Raw genomic sequence first — 26,064 nt, forward strand, 5'->3', positions numbered from 1 at the left:
GAGGCAACGGATTAATCAGTTTGTTTTGACAATCTCAGTCGATGTGCCATAGTGATTCTCGTCACTGATTCGCACCGAATCGGACGCCCCCCTCCCCTCGGGTCAACCGACCCCCGCACCAAAGGACGGTTCATCATGAGCCAGGTTGCTGCTTACTACTTCACGCTCTACGCCCTCGTGAGCGATCGCTTCGAGGACCGCAAGGACCGCGGCGCTACGGCCGTTGAGTACGGCCTGATGGTCGGGCTGATCGCGGTCGTGATCATCGTGGCGGTGGTCGCGCTTGGGGATACGCTCGACGGCCTCTTCCGCGGCGTCGTCGGCGACCTCGGCGGAACCGTTCCCGAGTAAGAAGCGGACTCAGACGGTCTCGCCGGCGCGGCGCCCTTGTCCCGGGCGCTGCGCCGGAGCCGTCTCAAGTCACCCCCCTCTCCCCTCTCCCCTCACCCCTCACGAGGACCGTCATGACCAGAGCTTCCTCCGACCGCGGAGCCGCGGCCCTGGAGTTCGCTCTGGTCGTGCCGGTCCTCCTCGCTCTCGTCCTGGGAATCATCGAGTTCGGCCGCGCCTACAACATCCAGACCACGCTCTCCAACGCCGCGCGTGACGGGGTGCGGGTCATGGCCCTGGAGAACAGCGTCACCGCGGCGCGGACCGCCACTCGGAACTCCGCCAGCACGCTGGATCTCACCCGGGCGACGATCAGCGTCACCCCCACCAGCTGCGCGGCCACCGCGACCACGCCACCCGGCACGGCCACGGTCACCATCACGTACCCGCTCGAACTGCTCTCCGGGTTCCTCCCGATCGACGACTTCACCCTGACCGGCCGAGGGACCATGCGATGCAACGGCTGAAGGACGACCGCGGGGCGGTCAGCGTGATGGTCGCGCTCCTGATGATCCCCCTGATCGGCTTCGCCGCCATCTCCATCGACATCGCCTCCGTCCACTCCGAACGGCAGCAGCTCCAGACGGGCGCCGACGCCGCAGCCCTGGCGATCGCCCAGGACTGTGCGCGTGGCAACTGCCGCACCCCGCGCGACACTGCGCAGCAGTTCCTCACCGCCAACACCATCGACGCGGAGGCGACCGCCGGCGTGGTACCGGTCCCCACACCGTCCTCGGGGCGGGTGTCCGTGACGGGCTCGGGGATCCGCGAGCACTGGTTCGCCCCCGTCCTCGGCATCAACGAGACGGCGATCGCGGCGACGGCCACGACGGGGTGGGGCGCCCCCACCGGCGGCAGGGCGGTACTCCCCCTGACCTTCTCCCTCTGTGACTTCCGGGCGCAGACCGGCGGCGGGATGCCGTCCGGAACCGTGCGACGCACCATCTACGCCTCCAAAACCGCCGGCGCCAACGGCTGCACGGGCCCCTCCGGCAATCACGTGCCGGGCGGATTCGGGTGGCTGGCGGCGAACTCCGGAAGGTGCAGTGTGGCCAACCGGATCAACGAGGTCCTCTGGAGCGACCCCGGCAACTCGGTCCCCAACGCCTGTACCGACGCCGACCTCATCGCGCTGCGCAACGCGACCGTGCTCATCCCGGTCTTCGATGAGTCCGGGGATTCCGGCAGCAACGCCTGGTACCGCGTGTACGGATACGCCGCCTTCCGGATTACCGGCTACCGCTTCTCCGGTCGCGAATGGAACTCCAGCTGCCGTGGCAACGAACGCTGCATCGAGGGGTACTTCACCCGCTTCGTGGATCTGTCCGACGACTTCGACTACGGGCCGACCGCCCCCGACATGGGCGCCTCCGTGGTGGCCCTGCTCCCCCGATAGGTAAGTGAGTCCCCTGTGAACCGTCGCACCGTGGCCATCGTCGCCGCAGTCCTCCTCGCGGTGCTCGGCGCCGTGGTGTTGATCAGCTATGTCAACAACGCCGATCAACGAGCGATGGCAGACATGGAACCGGTCGCGGTGCTCGTGGCCACCGGTCCGATCGCCGAGGGCACCCCGGCCGAGGCCCTGGGTGAGCTCATCGCCCCCGAGGACATCCCCGCGGCGGCGGTGGGCCCCGGAGCCGTGACAGACCTCGCGGAACTCGACGGACTGGTGGCCGTGACCACTCTGCAGCCGGGCGAGCAGATCCTCGCCGGCCGCTTCGCCGACCCGGCCTCGATCCTGAGACCCGGCGAGATCCCGGCCCCGCCGGACCTCCACCAGGTCTCGATCCCCCTCGCCGCGCCGAGAGTCCTGGGCGGGACCCTGACCCCGGGAGCGACCGTCGGGGTGTTCATCTCCAAGGGCAATCCCCAGAGCGAGACCCACCTCGTCCTCCACAAGATCCTCGTACTGCGGGTGCAGGGCGGGATCGCCCCACCGTCCGATGCCGAGTCGGATGCGGACCCCGCCGCCGCGGCGATGCCCGACGGCGGGATGATCGTCACCCTCGCGGTCAACGCGCGCGACGCGGAGACCATCGTGTTCGGTGCCGAGCACGGGACGATCTGGCTGTCCGTCGAAGGACCCGAAGTGCCTCAGGAAGGGACTCGCATCGTGACTCCAGGGAACGTGTACCAATGAGCCGCCTCGCAGTGCTGACCGAGTCCGCCGATCTCCGCGACCGTATCCGGTCCGTGGTGGGGGATCATCTCGTGGACCTCCCCCTCGGTCCGCTCCCGTCCGACCCCGCGCGGGTGCTCGCCATGACGCAAGGCGCGCAGCCACTGTCGGTGGTCGTCCTCGATGCCGGCCCCCACGACCAGACCACTGCACTCGAGGTGGCCTCCGGACTCCGCACTGACGACACAGGTATCTCGGTGGTGCTGGTCAGTGACCGGCCCGAAGAAGTCGGTTTCGCGGCCATGCGGGCCGGCGTCTGCGACATCGTGCACCCCGATGCCGATCCGGGCGAGCTCGGATGGGTCCTCGAACGCGCCCGCCGAAGCGCCGTAACCCGCCAAGCCGGGAACGGTGTCGGACCCGGAAGCGGGGTCAACGGATCCCAGACCCCGCCCGGTCGGGTCATCAGTGTGGCCTCGCCCAAAGGTGGCGTCGGCAAGACCACCGTCGCCACCAACCTGGCCGTCGGGCTGGCGCGCTCCGACCCGCATTCCACTGTCCTGGTCGACCTCGACGTCCAGTTCGGCGACGTGGGCAGCGCCCTCAACCTCGCGCCGGAATACACGCTGGTGGACGTGGTGCACGGGCCGGCCGCCCAGGACACGATGGTCCTCAAGACCTTCCTCACACAACACGAGACCGGCCTGTACGTGGTGTGCGGGCCGGGTTCACCCGCCGAGGCGGACTCGGTCGGGATGGAGGACATCAGCCGGCTCCTGCAGACCCTGGCCTCGGAGTTCCGCTACGTGGTGGTCGACACCGCACCGGGACTCACCGAACCCACCCTCACGGTCCTCGACAACACCCACGACCTGGTCCTGGTGACGAGCATGGACGTGCCGGGGGTACGCGGGCTCCGGAAAGAGATCGACATCCTGCGTGAACTCGGGATGGTCTTCTCCGGCCGCCACGTGGTCCTCAACTTCGCCGACACCCAGAACGGCCTCACCAAGACAGATGTCGAGGCGACCATCGGCGCCTCCGTGGACATGATGATCCCCCGGTCCAAGGGTGCCGTCGCGTCGGTCAACCAGGGCATCCCGCTGTTGCAGAGCGACAAGCGCGACCCCGTGACCACCCACCTGCGACAACTGGTGGGTCGGTTCACCCCCTCCTCCGCACGCGCACCCAGGTCGACATCGGCGGTCGGGAAGCTGCTGGGACGATTCCGACCCACGCCCACCACCGCGACCGCGGGGACTCCAGGGTCGCCGGAAGCACCGGGGCAGCAGGTGCCGCAGCCCACCCGATCCGAGGGCCGACATCGTCTGAACAAGGGAGAAGTCAGGGGAGAGAAGCGATGAGTCTGTCCGAACGGCTCCGGGCCGCCAAGTCCCCCGACGCCGCCGTCACCGTGGTGTCCCCCGTCGCTCCCGTGACTCCGGTCGCTGGCCCGCCCGCCACGAGTCCGGAAGCCACCGCGGCCCCGGTGGCGCCCGGTCCCGTCGTGGCCCCGACGTCGGACGACCCGTCGCCCTCCCCCGCTGGAGGGGACGCCCTGTCCAAACTCAAGGAACGCGCCTCGGCGGCCCTGTTCGAGCGGATGGGCGCGCGGCTCAACAACCCCTCGCTCACCGAGGAGCAACTCCACGCCCTGGTCCGCAGTGAGCTGAACCAGGTGGTCGAGGAGGAGACCGTCCCGCTGACCAGTGAGCAGCGCAAACGGCTCATCGCCGACATCCAGGACGACGTTCTGGGCCACGGTCCACTCGAACGACTACTCGCGGACCCCACCGTCACCGAGATCATGGTCAACGGTCCGGACATGATCTACATCGAGCAGGGCGGCAAGCTCTCCCGGAGCGCCGCGAGATTCACCTCCGAGGAAGACCTCCGCCGGGTGATCGAGCGCATCGTCTCCCGGATCGGCCGGCGCATCGACGAGTCCTCCCCGCTCGTCGACGCGCGGCTGGCCGACGGCTCCCGCGTCAACGCCGTCGTCCCGCCCCTCGCGGTCAACGGCTCCTCGCTGACCATCCGGAAGTTCTCCCGCGACCCCTTCAAGGTCCCCGACCTGATCCGCTTCGGGACGCTCACCCCGGAGATGGCCGAACTCCTGCAGGCGTGCGTGCAGGCGCGGCTGAACATCATCGTCTCCGGAGGCACGGGTAGCGGTAAGACCACCCTGCTCAACGTCCTGTCCTCATTCATCCCCGAGGGCGAGCGCATCGTCACCATCGAGGACGCGGTGGAGCTGCAGATGCAACAGGACCACGTGGTGAGGCTGGAGGCCCGGCCCGCGAACATCGAGGGCAAGGGCGAGATCAGTATCCGCGACCTCGTACGCAACTCCCTGCGTATGCGGCCCGACCGCATCGTGGTGGGCGAGGTCCGCGGCGGTGAGACCCTGGACATGCTGCAGGCGATGAACACCGGCCACGACGGGTCGCTGTCGACGGTGCACGCCAACTCCCCCCGGGACGCGATCGCCCGCCTGGAGACCCTGGTGCTCATGGCCGGGATGGACCTCCCGCTGCGCGCCATCCGCGAGCAGATCGCCTCGGCCGTGGACGTGATCATCCAGCTCACGCGCCTACGGGACGGCACCCGACGCGTCACCGCGGTCACCGAGGTCCAGGGGATGGAGGGGCAGACCGTCACCCTGCAGGACGCCTTTCTCTTCGACTACGCCGCGGGACTCGACGCGAAGGGGAAGTTCCTCGGCAAGCCGATTCCCACGGGTGTGCGGCCGCGGTTCACCGACCGGTTCAACGAGCTGGGCATCGCCCTCTCGCCGCGGGTGTTCGGCTCCGCCACCGCGTCGGGACAGTCAGGGGGTACGCGGTGACCTCGGGCGGCCTCTCCCCGGTGACCATCGGGGTGGGGGCCCTCTCGATCGCCCTTCTGGTCGCAGGATACGTCCTGGTGCGGTTCCTCACCCGCACGCGTCTCCCACGGGATCGGCGCCGCCCCACGGACGTCGACCTCCCGGGTCCCGTGACGCGGGCCTCGACAGCGCTGACGACGGCGATCGACACGATGCTCCGCCGCCGGGGGACGCCGGGTGCCGGGGCTCTGGCCGAGGCCGGGGTGAAGATGCGCCTCCAGGACTTCGTCTTTCTGGTGATCGTGGCCGCTCTCGCCGCCACCGCGTTGGGTGTCGTCGTCTCGGGGCCACTGCTCGGCATCGTGCTGGGCATCCTCACCCCCGTGGCCGCCAGGGTGGGACTGTCGGTCAAAGCCGGTCGTCGCCGGGCCGCCTTCGCCGATCAGCTGGACGATTCGCTCCAACTGATGGCCAGCAGCCTCCGGGCCGGGCACAGCCTCCTGCAGGCACTGGCCTCGGTATCCCGCGAGGCCGAGGCACCGACCTCCGAGGAGTTCGCCCGGATCATCAACGAGACGCGGGTGGGCCGCGAGCTCGCCCCGGCGCTCGAGGAGACCGCCCAGCGGATGGGCAGCCAGGACTTCGTCTGGGTGACCCAGGCCATCGCCATCAACCGTGAGGTCGGCGGCAACCTCGCCGAGGTGCTCGACGGCGTGGGCCACACCATCCGCGAACGCAACCAGATCCGCCGTCAGGTCCAGGCGCTGGCGGCGGAGGGGAAACTCTCGGCCTACATCCTCATGGCTCTGCCGATCGGGATCGCGGGGTTCCTCTTCATGACCAACCCCGCGTACATGGTCCCGTTCACCCAGAGCCTGCTCGGCTACGCGCTGATCGTCGTCGCCCTGATCCTGCTGGTCGCCGGCGGATTGTGGCTGCGAAAGACCGTCAACATCAAGTTCTAGACCCGCCCCCGGAACCAGAAAGGAGCGCGCTGTGTCCTCCTCGGCCCTGTTCGCCGTCCTCGCCCTCAGCCTGGCCGTGGCGCTGGTGGTCTGGACCGTCGTCACCGGACTCGGGGGAGATCGCGCCCGCACTGTCGCCAACCTCACACTCGGTCTGGACACTGCATCGTCTGACGGGAGTCCCGCCCAGGACGACGAGGCGACTCCCGGAGCGCTGATCGTATTGGCGCGACGCCTGACCCCGGCCGGGTCCATACGGATGCTGGAGAGACTGCTCTCCCGCGCGGGCCACCCGCCCGGGTGGACGCTGGACCGGCTGCTGGTGGTGAAGCTCGCCCTGGGGCTGGGGGTCGGCACCCTGAGCGTGCTGTTCATCCGCAGCGCGGAAGGCCCGCTTCCACTCCTGCTCGGCCTCGCGACCACCGTGGTCTGCTACTTCCTCCCCGAACTGCTCCTGCACAGCCGGGGACAGGAACGGAGCCAGGCCATCCAGCTCGAGTTGGCCGATACCCTCGACCAGATGACCATCGCGGTGGAAGCCGGGCTCGGTTTCGACTCCGCCATGTCCCGAGCCGGCAAGAACGGGACGGGCCCCCTCGCCGAGGAACTGGTCCGGACTCTGCAGGAGATCCAGGTCGGCCAGACCCGCAGGCAGGCCTACGAGTCACTGGCCACCCGCAGCGACGTCGCCGACCTGCGACGCTTCGTCCGCGCCATCATCCAGGCCGACGCCTACGGGATCTCGATCGCCGACGTCCTGCGGACCCAGGCCGCGGAAATGCGGATGAAGCGCCGCCAACGCGCGGAGGAGAAGGCCATGCAGATCCCCGTCAAGGTGATCTTCCCGCTCATCCTCTGCATCCTGCCGGTACTGTTCATCGTGCTCCTGGGCCCCACCGCGATGAACATGATGGAGGCATTCTCCTAGTGCTCCCGAGCACCGCCGCGACCATGACCGCGATCATCACCGCGGCGGTATGCGCGGCACTGGCCGGCGCGCTGACCGGGTGGATCCGCTCGGTCGCCGACTCCGACTCCCGCTGGCTGCGCTCCGGTCTCCACGTGGGTCTGGCCGCGGCGGGCGGCGCGGGGGCCGCCGGGCTGGCCGGCACCGGATCCGTCGAGACCCTTCCCGAGCTGGTGGCGTTCGCGGCCCTGGCCGTGGCGTGCGCGGTCCTCGTGCCGATCGACCTGGCCGTGCACCGGCTGCCCGACGTCATCGTCGTCCCCTTGTACCCGGTCCTACTGGCGGCACTGGGCGCGGCCGCGATGGTCACCGGCGACTGGGGCGCACTGGGTCGCGCCGCCGCGGCGGCGCTCGCCCTGCTCGCCCTCTACTTCACCCTGGCGTTCATCAACCCCTCGGGACTCGGGTTGGGCGACGTCAAGCTCGCCGGCGTCCTCGGCCTGTTTCTCGGATGGCTGGGCTGGTACTACGTGCTCGTCGGGACGCTGGCGGCGTTCGCGATCAACGCGGTGGTGGCGCTGGTGTTGCTCGCCATCCGTAGAGCGAACCGCCACACCGGCATCGCGTTCGGTCCCGCGATGATCGCCGGTGCGGCGGTGACCGCCTGGCTGTCGGTCGCAGGCTAGTCCGAGATCGCCTCCAACGGATCGGTCTTGGCAGCGCGATGCGCGGGCCACAGCGAGGCCAGGACGCCCACGACCGCGGAGGCCACCAGAACGAGTCCGATGTTCCCCCACGGGATGGTGGTCTCGCTGAGCCCGCTGTCCGCGAGCACGGAGACGAACGCCCACCCCAGATAGACACCGACGGCGGCGCCGATCAGGGCGCCGAACACCGCGATCTGTGTGGATTCGAGGTTGATCGTCCGACGGATCTGGGACCGCTGCATGCCCACGGCCCGCAGCATGCCGATCTCCGTGCGCCGCTCGATCACCGACAGCGCGAGGGTGTTGACGATCCCCAGCACCGCGATCACCAGGGCCAGGCCCAGCAGGGCGTAGATGATCGTGAGCAGTTGGTCGATCCCGCCCGACTGGACGTCGATGTACTGTTGCTTGCTCTGCACGGTGGCGATCGGGATGTCGGCGAGCTCCTCGGTGACGGCGGCCAGGACCTCGTCCGGCGGGGTCCCCTGGGCGGCCTTGGCCAGCACGATGGCCGTCGAGCGGAGGTTCTCCGGCACCAACCGTTCGTACACGTCCATACCGGTGTAGAAGGGGCCGAGGATCTGGGCGTCGTCGTACACGCCGGTCACCCGGAGGGTGGACTCGGTACCGTCCGGGCCCACCAGCGGCACCCGGGTGCCCATCGTCCACCCGTTGTCCCGCGAGACCTCCCGGGAGACCACGAGCGAGTCGGCCTCGGGCTCGAGCGAACCGTCGAGCACGGTGGCCTCGAGCAACTCCCCGACCGGGCCACCGGCGGCCGCGAGCGCCTGGGGCTCCCCGCCGAGCTGGCCGAAGCCGAACGCCAGCCACGCCACGTCCCCGACGCCGTCGACCCCCGCGATCCGGTCCTGGATCCGGCCGTCCAGCGGGATGGGCGGGCCCTGTGAGGCCACCCCCTGGACGATGACGTCCGCGGTGATCCCCTGGTCGATGAGGCCGCTCACGCTCTGCTTGGTGGTGGCGCCGAGGGTGCCGAACGCCGCCACCAGGGTGAGCCCCAACGTGAGGGCGAACGCCGTGGCGGCGGTGCGGCGGGTGTTGCGGCCGGCGTTGGTGGCCGCCAGCTTGCCGACCGCGCCGAAGGGCGCGCCGATGATCCGCCCGATCCCGCCGGCGATGGGCCTGGCCAGGGCGGGCATCACCAGGAAGCTGCCGATGATCAGGGCCGCGGCGCCGACGCCCACGGTGATCGCACCGGTCCTCGTGGTGTCCTGCCAGGTGCCGATGAACGCCAGCATGATGCCGCTGACCACGGCCAGCAGCCCGATGGAGGTCCTCCAGCCGCCCCCGGCCTCGGAGGAGGCGGCCCCCACCCGCATGCCCTGGACCGGTGCGACCCGTCCGGCGCGGCGGGCGGGCGCCCACGCGGAGAACACGGTGACGACGAAACCCAGCACCAACGGGGTGACGACGGACATCGGGGCGAGCGCGAGGCTGCCCGAGGGGATGCCCAGGTCGAAGGCGTCGAGCACGGCGAAGATGACCCTCGCCAGCCCGAACCCGGCGAGCACGCCGATCGCGGACCCGACCAGGCCGGTCAGCGCGGCCTCGGCCAGCACGGACCGGGTGAGCTGACCGCGCGTGGCGCCGATCGCCCGCAGCAGGGCCAGTTCGCGCAGCCGTTGGGCCACCAGCATGGAGAAGGTGTTGTAGATGATGAACGTGCCCACGAGCAGCGCGATCAGTCCGAAGGCCACGAAGAAGTAGTTGACGAAGTCCAGGATGGTCGCCAGCTGCGCGGAGAGCCGCTCCTTGACCTCCTCGCCGGTGCTCACCTCGTACTCGGGGAACTCGGCGGCGAGCGTGTCGCGGATCTCCTCCTGGCTCACGCCGGGGACCGCCCGGACGGCCACGTCGGTCGCGTTCTCACCATCGGTGAACAGGGCGCGGGCCTGGGCGGAGGTGAACCCGACCCCGACGTAACCGCCGACGTCGGTCTCCGAGGAGTGGGCGCCCACGATCGTGACGTCGATCATCCCCTGGGACGTGGTGTACACCCGAGCGGAATCGCCGATCGCGAGTCCCGCGTTCTCCAGCACCAACTCGGGGAGCACGACCTCACCGTCCGCCTCCGGGGCCCGCCCGTCCGAGATCCAGCTGTTGCTGCCGACGGCCTGATCGGGCTCGACCCACTCCAGTCCCTCCGACGGGGCGCCGCCCGACTGATAGGGCGTGCCGTCGGCGTTGAACAGCACCACGGTGCCGGTGACGCCCGGGGTGACGGCCTCGACACCCGGTAACTCGAGGGCGCGCTCGGCGACCTCGAACGGCACCCCGCCACCCCGGGGGTCCTCGGGTTCGATCATCGCGGACAGGTCCTGCGTCCCCTGGTCGAGCAGCGCGTCGAACGTGTTCTTGAGAGTCGAGGTGAACACGAGCGAACCGGTGACGAACGCGGTACCCAGCACCACGGCGAGGACGGACAGGACCAGCCGCAGCTTGTGGGCGGCGATGTTGCGCAGGGACACCCGGAGCATGGGCCGGGCATGGCTGGGCGCGCGGCCCGCGGCGTGACGGGCGGTCATCACCCCTCCTCGAGCGCGCCCATGGCCGCCAGGATCTCATCGGAGGTGGGGTGGGAGAGCTCACGCACGACCTTGCCGTCGGCGAGCAACAGGACGCGGTCGGCGTAGGTCGCGGCGCGCGGGTCATGGGTGACGATCACGACGGTCTGTTGGAAATCGTCCGCCGCGCTGCGCAGGATCGACAGCACCTCCGCCGACGAGGTGGAGTCGAGGTTTCCGGTGGGCTCGTCACCGAACAGGATGTCCGGTCGTCCCACCAGGGCCCGGGCGCAGGCGACGCGCTGTTGCTGCCCACCGGACAGCTCCGAGGGGCGGTGTGACAGCCGGTCGGCGATCCCCAGCCTCCCGATGACCTCGTCGAACCACTCCCGGTCGATCGAGTGGCCCGCGATGTCCTGGGGGAGTGTGATGTTCTCCTCGGCGGTCAGGGTGGGGACCAGGTTGAAGGACTGGAACACGAATCCGATCCGGTCGCGGCGCAGCGCGGTCAGTTCCTTGTCCGCCAGGCCCACGATCTCGGTCTCGCCGACCCGGACCGACCCCGAGGTCGGCCGGTCCAGCCCGGCCATGCAGTGCATCAGCGTGGACTTGCCCGACCCGGACGGCCCCATGATCGCGGTGAACCGTCCGCGCTCGAACGAGGCGCTGACGTGGTCGAGCGCGCGGACCTCGGTCTCGCCCTCGCCGTAGGTCATGACGAGGTCGGTGGCGACGGCGGCGAGGTCCGCCCCTTCCGCCCGGTGATGGGTCTCGGCCTGCGTGGTCATGTGCTCCCCTGGATCGTGGTGGTCGACCTAAAGCATGCAGGAGTTCGGAGCGGGTGCCGATGGGGGATGGCCCCGATCTTGCGCCGGGGACCTCCCCGACGGCCACCCGTCGAGCGATCTCCGGGTCCGGAATCGGCGAGCGGCCCCGGAGACGGGATCGGTGAACTCGAGCGACTCCGCGAGCAACTGCAGGGGCCGGGAGAAATCACCGGGGGTGATGGTCCGCACCCGCGGGTACAGGTCGTCGCCGAGGATCGGTGTCCCGAGTGCGTTCATGTGCACCCGCAGTTGGTGCGTGCGTCCGGTGGTGGGCTCGAGGCGGTACAGGCCGAGCGGTGTGCCCGGCTCCCCCCGCCCGGGCTCACGGACGTCGAGCAGGGTGATCCGGGTGTGGGCGTCCGGCGGACCGTCCACCTCGGCGGCCTGCAGCACCCCGCGTGTCTTGACGATCCGGCTCGAGCGTTCCCGGACGCCCGGCGTCCCGTCCGGGGCCGGGGCCACGGCCAGATAGGTCTTGGCGACCCGCCGGGCGGCGAAGAGGTCCTGATAGGCGGCCCGGAACGCGGGGTCGACGGTGAACACCAGGACCCCGGCGGTGAGCCTGTCGAGGCGATGCGCCGGCGCCAGGTCCTCCACCCCGAGGTCGCGGCGGAGCCGCACCAGCGCCGTCTGGGTGACGTGCCCCGCGCGGGGGGTGGTGGCGAGGAAGTGCGGTTTGTCGACGACGACGAGGCGGTCGTCGGTGTGCAGGACCTCGATCCCGAAGGGCACCTCGACCTCCGGCTCGGGTGTCCGGTAGGTCCACACGTCCATCCCGCGGCGCCGTCGGGTGGTCTCGGTGACGGCCTCACCGTCGGCGGTCACCACCTGCCCGCCGGCGAGGGCCGCCTCGAGCTCGTCGAGACGGTCGGGGAACCTCCGGCGCAGTTCCTCGGGGATGCTGCGGGGCCCCCGACCGGGGTCGGCGAGCCTGATCCGGACCGGGTCCACGCCGTCACGCAACGGCAGCGGCCTCCGCGGACGTCCGGAATTCGTCATGTGCGGAGTCTAGTTGCTGGGTTACACTCACCTCTCGCCACAGGCACCTCACGCGCCACTTGGACGCCAGCTGCCCCGTTCACACCAGGAGTATCCATGATCGACGCCGTTGTCGACTTCTTCCTCTTCGGCCCCGGCCGCGCCTTCCTCCCGGCGTTCCAGGGCAGCTTCAACATGGCCTACCCCGCTAACGCCCCCTTCCCCGACGGGATCTAGGCCCACCCGCCCCGAGAACGCATCGGGGATCCGGGCACGGCGGTATCCTCGGGGTATGGCTTCACTCGAGAATTCCGTGGTCGTCGGCATCGACGGTTCGGCCGCCTCGACAGGCGCCGTCGCGTACGCGGCCAACACCGCCGCGACCCGGCGGGCCCCGCTCGTGCTGGTCACCAGCTACACGATGCCGGCCGCCATGTTCGCCGAGGGCATGGTCCCGCCCCAACCCGTCTACGACGAGCTGGAGAAGGAGTGCCTGCCGATCGTCGAGCAGGCCAGGGCCACCGCCCTCAAGGTCGCCCCGGAGATCGAGGTCTCGCACGCGATCGTCGAGGGCAACCCCTCACAGGTCCTCATCGACTACTCCCACAAGGCCAAGATGGTCGTCCTGGGCTCGCGCGGCCTCGGTGGGATCAAGGGGATGGTCCTCGGCTCGGTCTCGGCATCGGTGGCCAGCCACGCGTTCTGCCCGGTCGTGGTGACCCGGGAGGACACCGACGACCTCGACCGGACCGGACCCGTCGTGGTGGGCGTCGACGGGTCCGAGGTCAGCGCCAAGGCCACCTCGTGGGCCTTCGCCGAGGCCTCCGCGCGTGGCGCCACGCTGGTCGCGGTGCACACCTGGATGGATCCGCAGGTCCAGGCGGCGGCCGCCGGGATCGCGCTGACCGACGACGACTGGCGGCAACTCGAGGAACAGCAGTTGGAGACCCTGTCCGAGCGGCTCGCCGGGTTCTCGGACCGCTACCCCGATGTGCGGATCGAGCGGGTCGTCACCCGCGATCGCGCGGTCCGGGCACTCGTGGAGCAGGCCGAGGACGCCCAGCTCGTCGTCGTCGGATCCCACGGTCGGGGCGGGTTCACCGGCATGGTCCTCGGCTCGACCAGCCGGGCGCTGCTGCAGGCGTCGCCCTGCCCTGTGATGGTCGTCCGTCCGGAGTCGCACTCGTGAGCGCCGGCGAGGACGTCCGGGTGAGGCGCGACCCCGCCGCCGGCCGCTTCGAGATCGTGGTCGACGGCGTGGTCGCGGGCTTCGCCGACTACAGCGACGCGGACGGCGTCAGAACGTTTCCGCACACGGTGGTCGATCCCGAATTCGGTGGGCGCGGCCTGGCCGGCCGGATGATCGGGGAGGCACTGGAGACCACCCGCGACGAGGGACTGCGCGTTCGGCCCGCCTGCGCGTTCGTCGAGCGATACCTCCAGAAGCACCCAGAAGCGGCGGATCTGGCCTGAGGATCCTGCTCACATGACACCTGAGGCGCGTGTGAGTAACGAATAAGCGACGATTAACCCCACAGACGGTCCCACCGGAGGCGTTCGGGGTCCAGACATGTTCTCCTGACAGGGCGGCCCACACCTGGGCCGAGTACGACTCTCGGGAAAGGACACACCACCATGCTGTGGAGCATCATCTCCTGGATCATCGTCGGTGGCCTCGCAGGCTGGATCGCCTCCATGATCATGGGCAAGAACGCCCAGATGGGCCTGGTCGCCAACGTCCTCGCAGGTGTGGTCGGCGCGTTCGTCGTCGGCCTCCTCGTCTCTCTCGTCAGCGAGGGCGGCGGGATGCCGGAGGCCTTCTCGATCTGGGGCTTCGTCGCCGCGATCGTGGGCGCCTGCCTGGTCATCTGGCTCGTATCCCTGGTCAGGGGCCGCGGACGCACCCGCGTCTGACGATGCACTGACACAGGAGACGCACGAACTCCGGACGAGTCCGAACGGCCCGGCCCCACACGACAGGGCCGGGCCGTTCGTCTCCCCGCCGCGAGTACCCGACGAAAGGACCGGACATGGGTCTGATCGACAAGATCAAGAACATCGGCAGGAACCCCGCCACGCTCAACTCGGCGGTCGCGAAGACCGGGGACTACCTCAACGACAAGGCCGGCGGCGCCAACAAGAGACAGCAGCACACCGGGGCCGACGGGCCGGACAGCAGCCCGGCCCACGACCCGGCCGACGTGCAGGCCGACGACACGGTGACGGGCGACCGCCCTCCCGCCGGGGGACAGCCCCCGGCGTGAACCGGGCCATCGGGGCCGGTGTCGCCTGACTCGGCACCGGTCCCGCCGACACCGCGGTGCCAGCCGATAGTCTGTCACCTGTGACGAGCGCACGGTCGACCAAGCCCGGACCGCGGGAGCGGCTCCTGGCCACGTCGACTCGTCTGTTCTCCACCGACGGGATCCGGGCGGTCGGCATCGACCGCATCCTCAGAGAGGCCAAGGTCGCCAAGGCCAGCCTCTACAACACCTACGGCTCCAAGGACGAGCTGGTCGTGGCGTACCTCAGAGCCATGGCCGAGCGGGACCGCGCCCTGTGGCAGCGTCGGGCGGACGCCGCGCCCGACTCGCGGGGGCGCATCCTCGCCCTGTTCGACCTCGTCCGCGAGCGCGTGGAGCCCGCGACCCCCGGGTCGTGCCACCTCGCCGCCGCCATCGAGTTCCCCAGCCCCTGCACCGACGGTGAGCGGGCCATCCGGGAGGCGGTGACCGACCAGCGGGCGTGGATCGCGTCCACCCTCCGCTCCGAGCTCGCCGGCATGGGGCTCGAAGACCCCGACAACATCGCCGACCTGGCCGACCGGTTGGCGATCCTCCATGACGGCTCCGTCACGGCGGCGATGCTCGGCGAGGTGGAGACCTCGGCGATGACGGCCCGCAGCATGGCCGAGCTCATCCTGGGGATGGTCACGGAACCGTCGTGAGGCGCGCCGCGGGGGTGATGGGAGAGGTGCTGCTGACGCTCGGCGTCGTGCTGGCACTGTTCGTGGTCTACCAGGTGTGGTGGACAGACCTGGACGCGGCGCGTGCCCAGTCCGCCGCCGACGCCGACCTGGACCGGCGGTGGGACACGACGGACAACCCACGGATGCGCGGCGGGGTCTCCGGGGACGGGGACCCCGCACTGTCCGGCCTCGCGGACGGGACCGCCTTCGCGCGCCTGTACATTCCGGCGTTCGGCGCGGACTACCGGTTCGCCGTGGTCTCCGGGACCAGCGACGCGGCTCTGGAGGCCGGGCCCGGGCACTACACCGGGACACAGGGCCCGGGGGAACCGGGCAACTTCGCCGTCGCCGGTCACCGGGTGGGCCGCGGCTCGCCGTTCAACGATCTCGACGCCCTGCGCTCGTGCGACGCCCTGGTGTACGCCACCGCGGACCGGTGGCTGATCTACCGCGTGCTGCCCGTCGACGCCCCCGATCCGGTCGCGGCCCGCGAGCAGGCGGCCGAATGCCTGCCGATGGACCTCGCCGATCGCGCGACGTCAGGGAGATACGAGGGGTTGTCCGGGATGTCGGTCGTCCGACCGGAGGACGTGTGGGTGATCGACGCGGTGCCCGGACGCGCCGAGCCACCCTCCCCCGAGCTGCTGCCGCTGACGACGCTCACCACGTGCCATCCGCAGTTCTCGGCCGCGGAGCGGCTCGTCGTGCACGCCGTGCTCGAACGCAGTGAGCCGCGGGTGGCCGGCGAGGCCCCCGTCGAGTTGGGGGGCCGGTGATGTACGCCCGGCTCTACCGCAGCCTGCCCGGACCGACGCCGGTCCGGATCGTGCTGCTCGTCGCGCTTCTCGCGGCGGTGGTGCTGCTACTCATGGAAGTGGTGTTCCCCGCGGTCGAGTCACTCATGCCGTACTCGCACGTCGCCGTCGACCCTGCAGACTGAGTCAGTCGGCTATGCGGGGCGCGACGAGTTCGGCCACCCGCTGCACCTTGACCGACTGCTCCTGCGTGGACTGCACCGCCAGGACCTGAGTGCCTCGGGCCAGGACCACCAGGGCGCCTCCCGGACCACCGGTGCGTCCGCCGGTCCATCCTCCCTCGACGTCCGAGCGCTCGGACTCACCGACGGGGGCCGAGTCGTCCACCAGCTCGGTGGCCCGCTCCTCGGACGCGACCGAATACACGGTCGTCGTGAGCTGGACCGCCCCGTCCGCGCCGTAGAAGAAGCAGGCGGCGGGGTCGACACGGTCATCGATCCGCACGTCGGTGGCCAGCTCGCCGTTGAGCCTCGACGCCTCGTCGACGGACAGGTACGGGCACTGCTCACGAGTCACGGGCTCGACCTGGGGGATCTCCGGCTCGCTGGTCTCCGGCGGCGCGGTCCGGATGGTCCCCATCTCCGGTGCCGGATCGCCGTCGCCACCGCCGCACCCCGCCGACACACCGAGCAGGACGACGGCCATGGGGGCGAGGAAAGTCGTGGTGGCGATACGCATGATGCCCAGGATAGGACCCAAACACCTGGGTAGGGTCATCACCACCGAGCGGAGACCACCCACCCGCACCGACGACCCACACGCACCGACGACCGACGGGGAGGCGCCACATGCCCGGCCCATCCACGAACGGACAGGGCGCCGATCGCGTCGGGAGCCGCCGCCGCGCACTGCGCGAGACCATCTCGTCCGTCGCATTGGACCTCGCCCTCGAACGAGGACTCGACGCGGTGACCGTGGACCAGATCGCCAAGGCCGCCAACGTGTCCCGCCGCACGTTCTTCAACTACTTCCCGTCCAAGGCCGCCGCGTGCATTCCGGATGCCTTCCCGCCGGACCGGGATGCCGTGCGCCTGTTCCTCACCGACCGGTCCGTGTCCACGCTGACCGCACTCACCCGCCTGCTGTGGCTGCAGGTCTCCATGGCCCGGCGGGAGACCCCTCTGTTCAACCGGTTCCACGACATGTGGCGGCAGGAGCCGGGAATCCGCACCGAGGTGTACGCGATCCTCTCGCGGACCGAGAAGGAACTGGCCGCGCTGGTGGCCCGCAGAGAAGGCCGCGAGCCCGGCTCCGTCGAGGCCGCCACCGTCGCGGCGGCCTCGATCGCGATCGTCCGGGTGGCTGTCGAACAGTGGCGCACCGATGAGTCTCCGACCCTCCTGGAGGATCGGATCCGAGAGTCGTTCGACGCGGTCATCCGCGCGACCGAGATCGTGCCCGGCGAGACCTGAACCCGCACGGACAGGCGCCCGCGGACCGGCCGGGAGCCGGTGACGAGCCGTGGCATCGTAGGATCGGCCCATGCGATCGCAGCGACCCCGCACCGCACCGGGGGGACGAGTCGCCCTCGGCGTGGCGACGTCCGCGGCGGTGCTGGCGGTCGCGGGGTGCTCCGCGCCCGGCGTCGCGGGTAACGGCGAGACCGGCCCACCCCGGATCTCGCCCGCGCCACAGCCCGACGTCGCCGCCGCGATGGTCGACGGACGCCCCGCCCCCGACGACCGGTTGAACGCCTGCGAGCTCCTCGATCTGCCGACCGATGAGCTGATCGAGTTCACCGGTGCCGACATGCCCGAGATCGAGCCCATCGGCTCCGGTGATCTGGGCCTGATCTGCACCTACGGCGGCCCGGGATCGCTGGAGCTGTACGAGATGCAGCAGTCGGAGGCGACCACCGAAGAAGCAGAGGACGCCGACGGGTCCGACACCGCCGACGACGACACAGCCGACACCGCCACCACGTCCACCGAGGTCAAGCCCATGCCCACGACCTCGCCCACCTCCCCCCGGACCGCCGCCGCGGACCGGAACGAGATTCCCGATACTTTTGCCGCCGGGGTCGTCAAGCCGCGGGGTGGCCCCCAGGCCGCACTCCGTGGACAGCCCGCGCTGCTGGGGGTGCGATACGCCTGCTCGGAGGTCCGCGGCGATGAGTCGGCCTCGATCGCGGATGCGCCGCCGGGCGCCCCCGAGGCTCCCGCGCCGGTGCTCCCCGAGCTCAGCACCGCGTACATCGACTGCGCGGCGGCCCCGACCGGCGGCGGTGTCGAGGTCCACACGATCCTCATCGCGGACAACGATCTGTGGCACATCACGCTGATCAGCCCGGAGACGCCCCGGTCCCCCGACGCCGAGGCGCGAGCGCTCGCGGGTCTGCACAGGGTCGCCGAGCACATCCTCGACTGACGTTCCACTGGAAATCAGAAACGGCGCCGGAGCCCCTCAGCATCCGACGCCGTTCCCTTTCAACGGACTGCGCATCGCGCCTTCCGGTTTCCACGCGCGCCCCGAAAGGCGGCGGGCCGACACCCCCCCAGGTGCCCCGGTAATGAAACCGGCCCCTCATCGTGAAGTAACAGCCCCTCATCCGTTCTTCACCTCGCCACCGCACCCCCCGGCCGGTGACTGGTTGAACTCTATGTTGCACTCGTTCCGCTGGCAAGCCCATGAACAGCAGTTCTTCTGTTGACTTATGGTCAGTACGGGGAGCCGGTTGGCTCACCTGCACTTTTGTGAATACCGTTACCAACGAACGATGCAACCAACCCTCTCCGATCGGGCCCCCTCCGATCCGGTCCGCAGGAGCGCCCCAGTCCGGCGCCCACACATCCACTGCCGCACTCACCGCGCCCACGGGGTTCTGTTACGTATGTTTCCTGTGTGACAATTGTGGCTAAGCTGAGTCCTGCGGATTCACTCACCGCACCTGTGGCTCACCCCCGTCACTGCCCGAAACGTCACCAGTGCCCGGCTGACCGCGGCCCGAAGGAGAACGATGACCCGCCGAACCCGCTTCCTCGCGTCCCTCCTGGTGACGACCGGCCTCGCCACCGGCCTCACCGCCGGACTGGCCCCCGCCGCGTCAGCGCAGTCCGTCGCCTTTCCCGGCCTGGAATCGGCGCCCCTTCCCCAGGTACCCGGGGTGGCCGCGCAACCGGTCCTCACGATCCCCGTGCCGGCACCGCCGCGCCCCGCGGTGGAACCGGTGGCGTCGGTGTACCCCACCCGCGACGAGACCGTGGGGGTGGCGCAACCCGTCATGATCCGGTTCGACCGGCCCGTCGCCGACCGCGCCCGGGCGGAGGCCTCCGTCGGGATCCGAACGGCACCGTCCGTCCAGGGGAGGTTCTACTGGGTCGGCGACTCCGAGTTGCGATGGCGGCCCCACGAGTTCTGGCCCGCCGGCACGGCGGTCACCGTGTGGGCCGGCGGGCAGGAGAACACCTTCCGCACCGGCGACGCGGTCGTCTCGACCTACGACGACGCCACCCACCTGGTCACCGTCACCCGCAACGGCCAGATCGTCCGCACGATGAGGGCCTCCGCCGGGCGGGACTCCTACCCCACCCACAACGGCATCTATTACAACGGCTGGCGTGCGCGCGAGGTCCGGATGGACTCCTCCACCTGGGGACTGTCCAGGACAGCGGGCGGCTACGACACCACCGTCGAGAACGGGGTGCGGTTGAGCTACGACGGCATCTTCGTCCACTCCGCGCCGTGGTCGATCGCCGACCAGGGGGTCCGCAACGTCTCCCACGGCTGCATCAACCTCAGTCCCGAGGACGCGGCCTGGTACTACGACAACACCCGCAACGGCGACCCGTTCATCGTGGTGGGCGGACCGGGCCGGCAGTTCGGCGAGTTCGACGGCCAGGGCGACTGGAACTACTGAGGCGGCCACGGGACCGGCCCCAGGCCCACCCCCGCGGGTCGGGGTGAAACACAATCGATATGGCGCACGACACCCTAAGAGAGTCCTCCGCCTAGGCTGAGAGGTACCCCTCGTCTCCGTCGTCCCCAGGAGTAGCAATGACCCGTTCACCCCGGATCACGGTCCTCGCCTCGATCCTCGCCGCGGCTGCGCTCGTCCTGGGGCTCGCCCCGGCGGCCAACGCGCAGTCGGTGATGCCCCCGAGCCCGCCCGGCATCCCCCAGCTGGAGAACGCGCCGTTGCCCACCCCGCTCATCCCGGGGGTCGGGGCGATGCCGGTCCTCACCTATCCGGTGATCGGTCCCGACCGACCCGCGCCCGAGTACGGCGACGTCAACGTCTTCCCCACGCAGAACGAGATCGTCGGCGTGGCCCAGCCGGTCATGTTCTTCTTCGACCGGCCCATCGCGGACCGGGCCCGCGCAGAGGCCACGCTCGGGATCCGCACCGAGCCCCCGGTTGCGGGGAAGTTCTACTGGGTCAACAACTCCGAGGTGCGATGGCGCCCGCACTCCTTCTGGCCGGTCAACACCTCGGTCACCGTCTGGGCCGGCGGCAAGCGGCAGCAGGCCTTCCGCACGGGTGACGCACTGATCGCGGAGTACGACGACCGCACCAAGCACATCACCGTGACACGGAACGGCCAGCACGTGCGCACCATGCGGGCGTCGGCGGGGATGCGCGGCTGGGAGACCTACAACGGCGTCTACTACACGGGTCAGCGCGGCCGGAACGTGCGGATGAACTCCGAGGCCTTCGGGCTGCGGATCGAGGACGGCGGGTACGACTCGATCATCAACGACGCCGTCCGCCTGAGCTACGACGGCATCTACATCCACTCCGCCCCGTGGTCCGTCGCCGACCAGGGCGTCCGCAACGTCTCCCACGGCTGCATCAACGTCAGCCCCGAGGACGCGCGCTGGTACTACGAGAACTCGCGCAACGGCGACCCGTTCATCGTCAAGAACGGACCCGGTCGGCAGTTCGGCGCCTTCGACGGCCAGGGCGACTGGAACTACTGAGCGACCGGAACTACTGAGCGACTGGACCTACTGAGCGGCGGGGACTACCGCGGCGGCACGGGCGCGAGCACGCCCAGAAGCTGATCCGCCGGCACGCACCGCGGCGGCCGCGCGCCTCCGGCCTCGGCTGCCGTGCCACCCAGGGCGTCCGTGACCAAGTCCACCGCCCGGGGCGAGGCCAGCACGGTCAGATGCCCCGAGCGGTCGGCCTCACAGCCGTCCTGGAGCCTGACGACCCGCAGATCCACGAAGTCCGGGACCACGGGCGCGGTAACGGGGCCGGTGAGTTCGTCGTAGTCCGAGACCACCGCGACGTACCGGACCCCGCGCGCGAACGGCACGCCCTCGTCCCCGAGCCACGCGAGGGTGGCCTCGGCGTCCCGCCGCGCGGTGCCGGGAGAGATCACCTCGAGGAACTCGGTGACGAACTCCGGCGGACCCTCGCCCGACCGGGCGGGGTCGACCCCCAGCGTGACGACGGTGCGCACCGCGTGGGCCCGCGTGGTGGCGGTGACGTAGGAGGCGATGATCGCTCCCTGGGAGTGCCCCACCAGGTCGACCTCGTGGGCCCCGGTCAGGGCGCGGACCCGGTCGATCTCGGCGGCGAGCTGCGGCGCCGAGGCACCGGTCAGCGAGTCGAATCCTCCCGTCGAGCCGAGGCCTGGCGGGGCCCCGACCGTCGGTGCCCATACGCAGTAGCCCTCCGCGGCCAGTGCCGCACCATACGTGGCCCACGAGTTGCCGCCGTTGAGCCCGGTGCCGTGGACGAGGATCACCGGAACCGGATGGCGGGCGCTCGGCCGGCAGTCGTCACGGTTGATCCCGGGCGGGTCCGCCAGGCCATTGGTGAGCTGGTGTGCCGCGCCGTCCCACCAGCGCCACGGGACCTGCTCGGTGGCGGGAGACGCCGTGGCTGGCCCGGAAGCGACGACGACGAGGGCAGCAGCCGCGACCAGGCCCGCGACCCCTGTGACCGCCCGGCGCGCGCTCACGAGCCCGGTGGGGCCGGGATCGGACCCAGGTAGGGGGCGATGGCCTCACACCGGGGCGCCCGGGGATTGGCGGGATCGAGCGCGTTGAGCACGAAGTCCGCCGCCCGCGGGTCTGAGGCGATCGCCAGGTGTTCGGCGTGGTCCTGCTCGCACCCGTCCTGGATCACCACGTTGGTCGTCATCGGCCCGGGCACCAGCCCGGAGGTGTAGGGCGTGACCAACTGGTCGTACCGGGTGACGACGTTCAGGTAGCGCACCCCGGGGGCGTAGGGCGAGCCCCCGCCCCACAACAGCTGTAGCACCTCGGAGCCGGGGGACATCTGGGACAGGGCGGGGATCTGCCCCAGCTGCTCCGACACTCCCGGGACGCCGTCCAACGACCTGCGCATGCCCCCTCCGGAGCCCTCCCACAGCGGGGCGATCGAGGCCACGGTGTGCACCTTGCCGGGGCGGCCGACCTTGGCCACGAGGCCGGAGACCAGGGTGCCCTGCGAGTGGCCCACGAGGTCGACCTGCTGGGCGCCGGTGGCGGCCAGGACCCGATCGACGAACTCCCCGACCTGCGGCACCGAGACCGCCGTGATGTCCGAGAGCCCGCCCAGCACACTCACCGGCCACGGGACATCAGGCAGGGCGCCGTAGGTCAGCGTGAACACGCAGTAACCCTCGTTGTGCAACAGCGGACCGTACGTGGGCCAGTTGGTCACGGCGCCACCCGAGGTGCCGTGCACCAGCACCACCGGACGTGGCTTGGCGGCCGAGGGCCGGCAGGTCCAGTCGTTCGCCCCGGGGAGTTCCGCCCCGGGTTGGGTGAGCGCCATGCCGGCGCCGTTCAGGAAGCTGTAGGGCACCGGGATCGGGGCCCGCGAGGTCGGATCCGTGGCGTGGGCGGCGCCCGTGCCCGTCACGACGAGGGCGGCCGCGGCCACGGCGGCCACTGCAGCGCGGGCGGCACCGATTATGTTCATCTTCTCATTAAGCCACGCCCTGTGATCATCGGCAGGTCCTTTGCGTATACAAGCCCGGGCTCGGCTTCGACCACGGCCTCGACGGCGTTGACCAGCCGCATCGCGGTGACGAGCATTCCGGATTCGTTGTGGTCGCCGTGTTCGGCGTGGTGGGTGAACTCCACCCGCATGGACGGCTGACCATGGATCTCGATGCGGTAGCACCCGTCACCGTGATCGGGCCTCGGCCAATCCGGCGCCTGGTCCGCGGCCGTGCGGGTGACGTGCTCCAGGACGATGCGGTCCTCACCGTCGACCTGACCCGCGACCTCGAACCGTAGTGCCGCCTGCGTGCCGGCGGGGACCTCGCACGCCAGCAGGGACAGGTCGCGCTCGGCGGGCAGTCGCTCGTGGCGTTCGACCAGGGGTTCGTCGAGGGCCACCCCGACCGCGGCGGCGAGCTGCCGGACCACCGACCCCCAGCCGGCGGCGAGCATGCCCGGCCTGAGGAGAGGGGGGAGCGACTCCATGGTCTGTCCGAATCCGAACAGCCGCCGCATGGTCTCGCCCTGGTGGTACACCGAGTAATCGGCGATCTCGCCAACCCGGATCAGGTCGATCCGCCGGGACAGGCTCGTCATGACCATCGGCAGTACGTCGTTGGCGAATCCCGGGTCGATCCCGTTGACGTGCAGGGTCGCACCGCCGCCCCGCCCGGCCTCGTCCAGGGCGGAGATCATCTCCGCCGGCAGGATGCCGTGCGGGTACTGCAGCAGCACGGGCCCGGAGGCCACCACGTTGACACCCGCCCGCAGGAACGCGGTGAAGTCCTCGATCGCCTCCATGAACCGGGACTCGGTCTCCGCGGTGTAGACCACGGCGTCGGGTGCGAGCGCGATCAGCTCCGCCCGGTCGTCGGTCGCGTCCACTCCCAGATCGCGGTCCAGACCGGCGAGCCGGCCGGCGTCGAGGCCCACCTTGGCGGGGTCGGAGACAAAGACGCCGACGAGCTCCAGTTCAGGCCGGGCGTCGATCGCCTCGACCGCCATCCTGCCCAGGTAGCCCGTCGACCACTCCACGACCCTGATCGGCACATCCCGCTTCGACATGATCGGACGATAACCGTATCGAGCCCGCGCCGGGCCGGGCTCACCAGATGCTGACGCGCTCCTCCGGGGCGAGCCACATGCCGTCGGCCTCGGTCACACCGAACGCCTCGTGGAAGTCGTCGAGGTTCTTGACCACCTGGTTGCAGCGGAACTCCGGCGGCGAGTGCGGATCCACAGCCAGACGACGGGCGGCCTCCTCGGCGCGGGTCTTCGTGCGCCACACGATCGCCCACGAGGCGATCAGCCGCTGCAGTCCGGTGAGACCGTCGATCTCCGGCCCCACCCCGGTTCCCACTGCGGGCTCGCCGTCCTGCCCGTTCGCCAGGCGGTAGGCGAGGATCGCGATCGTCAGTCCGCCCAGGTCGCCGATGTTCTCCCCCACCGTGAAGGCGCCGTTGACGTGGTCCTTGGCCGGATCCAGACCGTCGGGGGTGAGGCCCTGGTACTGAGCGATCAGCGCCTCCACCCGTGTTCCGAACGCGCTGCGGTCCTCGTCGGTCCACCAGTCCACGAGGTTCCCCTCGCCGTCGTACTTGGACCCCTGGTCGTCGAACCCGTGGCCGATCTCGTGCCCGATCACGGCGCCGATCGCCCCATAGTTCGCGGCGTCGTCGGCGTCGGCGTCGAAGAACGGCGGCTGCAGGATCGCGGCCGGGAAGACGATCTCGTTCATCACCGGGTTGTAGTAGGCGTTGACCGTCTGCGGCGTCATGTGCCACTCGCCGCGGTCGACGGGGCCGCCGAGCTTATCCAGTTCGTAGTTGTGCTCGAACTCGGCGGAGCGGCGCACGTTGCCGAGCAGGTCGTCGGAGCGCACCTCCAGCGCCGAGTAATCGCGCCATGTGTCGGGGTAGCCGATCTTGGGCACGAACGCCTCGAGCTTGGCCAGCGCGCGCTCGCGCGTGGCCGGGGTCATCCACGGCAACCGGCCGATGGAATAGCGGTAAGCCGCGGTGAGGTTCTCGACCAGCTCGACCATCCGGGCCTTGTGGCCGGGCGGGAAGTGCCGCGCCACGTACTCCTTGCCGACCTCCTCGCCGAGGGCCGCCTCGACCGCGCCGACGCCGCGCTTCCAGCGGGCCTTGTTCTCCTCGGTGCCGGACATCACGGTGCCGTAGAAGCGGAAGTTCTCGTCCACCAGCTCGGCGGCCAGGTAGGGCGCGCGGGAGGAGACGGTCCGCCAGCGCAGCCACTGCTTCCAGGTCTCCAACGGCTCGGTGTCCCACAGCTCGGCCACGGCGGTGAGGTAGTCGGGCTGCATCGCGACGAGCCGCCCGAAGGTCTCCTCCGTGCCGCCGACCTCGCGGGCCCAGTCGTGCCACGGGAAACCCGGTGCCAGCTCCGGCAGTTCCTCCCACGTGACGGGGTTGTAGGTCTTGTCCGCATCCCGGCGGGCCACGACGTCCCAGTGGGCGGCGGCGATGCGGGTCTCCAGGTCGACGATCTGCTCCGCGGTGCGGCGGGCCGCGCCCTCGCCTTCCGCGCTCTCGACAAGCCCGGCGAGCTCGAACATCCGCGCGATGTGGTCGGTGTACTGGTCGCGCAGCTTCGCGTACTGGTCCTCGCGGTAGTACGACTCGTCCGGCAGCCCGATACCGTACTGCACCAGGTAGAGGATGTACTCGCTGGAGTTCTTGGCGTCGTTGTTGACGTACGCGCCGATCAGGCCACCGACGCCCACCTTCTCCAAGCGGGCCATGGCACGAGCGAGCGCGTCGGAGTCGGCGGCGCCGTCGATCTCGGCCAGGTCGGGTGCGAGGGCGGCCACCCCGGCGGCCTCGACCGCGTCGGTGTCCATGAACGAGGCATAGAACGCCCCGATCTTCGAGTCGACCGGGGCGTCGGTGATGATGTCGCGCACCCGCTCCTCCGACAGGTCGCGCAAGGCGAGAAACGCGCCGTCGATAGGCCGATCGGCGGGGATCACATGGTCCCGCAGCCAGGTACCGTTGACGTGCTGGTACAGGTCATCCTGCGACCGCACGTCGGGATCGATGTACTGGAGGTCCAGGCCCGAGGGGCGCGGGGCGTCGGCGGTGGGGATCTCGGTCGCTGTCATGCGACCAGGTTA

28 protein-coding genes are annotated in these 26,064 nt (G+C 70.3%); 20 read left to right on the forward strand and 8 right to left on the reverse strand.

Annotated elements, in window-relative coordinates:
• The first annotated feature begins 135 nt into the window (after nt 1-135).
• From CT688_RS14675 to CT688_RS14715, 9 genes are all read left to right on the forward strand, one after another.
• The gene (locus tag CT688_RS14675) at nt 136-351 is read left to right on the forward strand and encodes a Flp family type IVb pilin (protein WP_107757494.1); all 216 of its coding nucleotides are present in this window, start codon (nt 136-138) and stop codon (nt 349-351) included.
• A gap of 113 nt (nt 352-464) precedes the next feature.
• The gene (locus CT688_RS14680; protein ID WP_107757495.1) at nt 465-857 is read left to right on the forward strand and encodes a TadE/TadG family type IV pilus assembly protein; all 393 of its coding nucleotides are present in this window, start codon (nt 465-467) and stop codon (nt 855-857) included.
• Nucleotides 845-1,786, forward strand: coding sequence for a pilus assembly protein TadG-related protein (locus tag CT688_RS14685; RefSeq protein WP_107757496.1), 942 nt, complete (start codon nt 845-847; stop codon nt 1,784-1,786). The genes CT688_RS14680 and CT688_RS14685 overlap by 13 nt, the downstream gene beginning before the upstream one ends.
• A 15-nt stretch (nt 1,787-1,801) precedes the next feature.
• The gene (gene cpaB, locus CT688_RS14690) at nt 1,802-2,530 is read left to right on the forward strand and encodes a Flp pilus assembly protein CpaB (protein ID WP_107757497.1); all 729 of its coding nucleotides are present in this window, start codon (nt 1,802-1,804) and stop codon (nt 2,528-2,530) included.
• Nucleotides 2,527-3,873, forward strand: coding sequence for an AAA family ATPase (locus tag CT688_RS14695; protein WP_107757498.1), 1,347 nt, complete (start codon nt 2,527-2,529; stop codon nt 3,871-3,873). The genes cpaB and CT688_RS14695 overlap by 4 nt, the downstream gene beginning before the upstream one ends.
• Nucleotides 3,870-5,357, forward strand: a complete 1,488-nt coding sequence (locus tag CT688_RS14700; RefSeq protein ID WP_107757499.1) for a CpaF family protein — start codon at nt 3,870-3,872, stop codon at nt 5,355-5,357. Before CT688_RS14695 ends, CT688_RS14700 begins: the two co-directional genes overlap by 4 nt.
• On the forward strand, nt 5,354-6,301 hold the full coding sequence (locus tag CT688_RS14705) for a type II secretion system F family protein (protein ID WP_107757500.1): 948 nt from the start codon (nt 5,354-5,356) through the stop codon (nt 6,299-6,301). The genes CT688_RS14700 and CT688_RS14705 overlap by 4 nt, the downstream gene beginning before the upstream one ends.
• Nucleotides 6,302-6,332: 31 nt before the next feature.
• Nucleotides 6,333-7,229: a type II secretion system F family protein gene (locus CT688_RS14710; protein ID WP_107757501.1), complete on the forward strand. Its 897-nt coding sequence runs from the start codon at nt 6,333-6,335 to the stop codon at nt 7,227-7,229.
• Nucleotides 7,229-7,894 (forward strand): A24 family peptidase, encoded by a 666-nt coding sequence (locus CT688_RS14715; protein WP_107757502.1) that lies wholly within the window; start codon nt 7,229-7,231, stop codon nt 7,892-7,894. Before CT688_RS14710 ends, CT688_RS14715 begins: the two co-directional genes overlap by 1 nt.
• Here the strand turns inward: CT688_RS14715 and CT688_RS14720 are convergent.
• The 3 genes from CT688_RS14720 to CT688_RS14730 are packed head-to-tail and all read right to left on the reverse strand — an operon-like array spanning nt 7,891 to nt 12,266.
• On the reverse strand, nt 7,891-10,461 hold the full coding sequence (locus CT688_RS14720) for an ABC transporter permease (protein ID WP_231750368.1): 2,571 nt from the start codon (nt 10,459-10,461) through the stop codon (nt 7,891-7,893). The genes CT688_RS14715 and CT688_RS14720 overlap by 4 nt on opposite strands.
• Nucleotides 10,461-11,228: an ABC transporter ATP-binding protein gene (locus CT688_RS14725; protein WP_107757503.1), complete on the reverse strand. Its 768-nt coding sequence runs from the start codon at nt 11,226-11,228 to the stop codon at nt 10,461-10,463. Before CT688_RS14725 ends, CT688_RS14720 begins: the two co-directional genes overlap by 1 nt.
• A 27-nt stretch (nt 11,229-11,255) precedes the next feature.
• Complete coding sequence (locus CT688_RS14730) at nt 11,256-12,266, reverse strand: pseudouridine synthase (RefSeq protein ID WP_107757504.1); 1,011 nt, start codon at nt 12,264-12,266, stop codon at nt 11,256-11,258.
• Between the two features lie 271 nt (nt 12,267-12,537).
• On the opposite strand from CT688_RS14730, the gene CT688_RS14735 reads away from it, so the two are divergent.
• The 7 genes from CT688_RS14735 (at nt 12,538) to CT688_RS17555 (ending at nt 16,153) form a co-directional block, all read left to right on the forward strand.
• Nucleotides 12,538-13,434, forward strand: a complete 897-nt coding sequence (locus tag CT688_RS14735) for a universal stress protein (RefSeq protein ID WP_107757505.1) — start codon at nt 12,538-12,540, stop codon at nt 13,432-13,434.
• Nucleotides 13,431-13,718, forward strand: a complete 288-nt coding sequence (locus CT688_RS14740) for a GNAT family N-acetyltransferase (RefSeq protein WP_107757506.1) — start codon at nt 13,431-13,433, stop codon at nt 13,716-13,718. Before CT688_RS14735 ends, CT688_RS14740 begins: the two co-directional genes overlap by 4 nt.
• A gap of 162 nt (nt 13,719-13,880) precedes the next feature.
• The gene (locus tag CT688_RS14745; protein WP_107757507.1) at nt 13,881-14,159 is read left to right on the forward strand and encodes a GlsB/YeaQ/YmgE family stress response membrane protein; all 279 of its coding nucleotides are present in this window, start codon (nt 13,881-13,883) and stop codon (nt 14,157-14,159) included.
• 116 nt (nt 14,160-14,275) lie between these two features.
• The gene (locus tag CT688_RS14750; protein ID WP_107757508.1) at nt 14,276-14,509 is read left to right on the forward strand and encodes a hypothetical protein; all 234 of its coding nucleotides are present in this window, start codon (nt 14,276-14,278) and stop codon (nt 14,507-14,509) included.
• Nucleotides 14,510-14,589: 80 nt separating this feature from the next.
• The gene (locus CT688_RS14755; protein ID WP_107757509.1) at nt 14,590-15,192 is read left to right on the forward strand and encodes a TetR/AcrR family transcriptional regulator; all 603 of its coding nucleotides are present in this window, start codon (nt 14,590-14,592) and stop codon (nt 15,190-15,192) included.
• A 17-nt stretch (nt 15,193-15,209) separates the two neighbouring features.
• Nucleotides 15,210-15,989: a class E sortase gene (locus CT688_RS14760; RefSeq protein ID WP_197431531.1), complete on the forward strand. Its 780-nt coding sequence runs from the start codon at nt 15,210-15,212 to the stop codon at nt 15,987-15,989.
• Nucleotides 15,989-16,153, forward strand: a complete 165-nt coding sequence (locus CT688_RS17555; RefSeq protein ID WP_017836179.1) for a hypothetical protein — start codon at nt 15,989-15,991, stop codon at nt 16,151-16,153. The genes CT688_RS14760 and CT688_RS17555 overlap by 1 nt, the downstream gene beginning before the upstream one ends.
• A 1-nt stretch (nt 16,154) precedes the next feature.
• On the opposite strand, the gene CT688_RS14765 is transcribed toward CT688_RS17555, so the two are convergent.
• Nucleotides 16,155-16,706: a DUF2020 domain-containing protein gene (locus CT688_RS14765; protein WP_107757510.1), complete on the reverse strand. Its 552-nt coding sequence runs from the start codon at nt 16,704-16,706 to the stop codon at nt 16,155-16,157.
• 110 nt (nt 16,707-16,816) lie between these two features.
• Between CT688_RS14765 and CT688_RS14770 the strand changes: the two genes are divergently transcribed.
• The 4 genes from CT688_RS14770 (at nt 16,817) to CT688_RS14785 (ending at nt 20,945) form a co-directional block, all read left to right on the forward strand.
• Nucleotides 16,817-17,440 (forward strand): TetR family transcriptional regulator, encoded by a 624-nt coding sequence (locus CT688_RS14770; RefSeq protein ID WP_107757511.1) that lies wholly within the window; start codon nt 16,817-16,819, stop codon nt 17,438-17,440.
• Nucleotides 17,441-17,510: 70 nt separating this feature from the next.
• The gene (locus tag CT688_RS14775) at nt 17,511-18,395 is read left to right on the forward strand and encodes a hypothetical protein (protein ID WP_107757512.1); all 885 of its coding nucleotides are present in this window, start codon (nt 17,511-17,513) and stop codon (nt 18,393-18,395) included.
• A gap of 589 nt (nt 18,396-18,984) precedes the next feature.
• Nucleotides 18,985-19,884: an Ig-like domain-containing protein gene (locus tag CT688_RS14780; RefSeq protein ID WP_017836175.1), complete on the forward strand. Its 900-nt coding sequence runs from the start codon at nt 18,985-18,987 to the stop codon at nt 19,882-19,884.
• 137 nt (nt 19,885-20,021) lie between these two features.
• Nucleotides 20,022-20,945: an Ig-like domain-containing protein gene (locus tag CT688_RS14785; protein WP_107757513.1), complete on the forward strand. Its 924-nt coding sequence runs from the start codon at nt 20,022-20,024 to the stop codon at nt 20,943-20,945.
• A gap of 44 nt (nt 20,946-20,989) precedes the next feature.
• On the opposite strand, the gene CT688_RS14790 is transcribed toward CT688_RS14785, so the two are convergent.
• Genes CT688_RS14790 through CT688_RS14805 form a run of 4 tightly spaced genes read right to left on the reverse strand, consistent with a single transcriptional unit; the run spans nt 20,990 to nt 26,052 of the window.
• The gene (locus CT688_RS14790; protein WP_017836173.1) at nt 20,990-21,937 is read right to left on the reverse strand and encodes a triacylglycerol lipase; all 948 of its coding nucleotides are present in this window, start codon (nt 21,935-21,937) and stop codon (nt 20,990-20,992) included.
• Nucleotides 21,934-22,905, reverse strand: a complete 972-nt coding sequence (locus tag CT688_RS14795) for a triacylglycerol lipase (RefSeq protein ID WP_031264666.1) — start codon at nt 22,903-22,905, stop codon at nt 21,934-21,936. Before CT688_RS14795 ends, CT688_RS14790 begins: the two co-directional genes overlap by 4 nt.
• Nucleotides 22,902-23,993 (reverse strand): diacylglycerol kinase, encoded by a 1,092-nt coding sequence (locus tag CT688_RS14800; protein WP_017836171.1) that lies wholly within the window; start codon nt 23,991-23,993, stop codon nt 22,902-22,904. The genes CT688_RS14795 and CT688_RS14800 overlap by 4 nt, the downstream gene beginning before the upstream one ends.
• 40 nt (nt 23,994-24,033) lie before the next feature.
• The gene (locus tag CT688_RS14805; protein ID WP_017836170.1) at nt 24,034-26,052 is read right to left on the reverse strand and encodes a M13 family metallopeptidase; all 2,019 of its coding nucleotides are present in this window, start codon (nt 26,050-26,052) and stop codon (nt 24,034-24,036) included.
• Nucleotides 26,053-26,064 lie beyond the last annotated feature (12 nt).

Origin of the sequence: Dietzia sp. JS16-p6b (assembly GCF_003052165.1) — a bacterium.
GTDB lineage: Bacteria > Actinomycetota > Actinomycetes > Mycobacteriales > Mycobacteriaceae > Dietzia.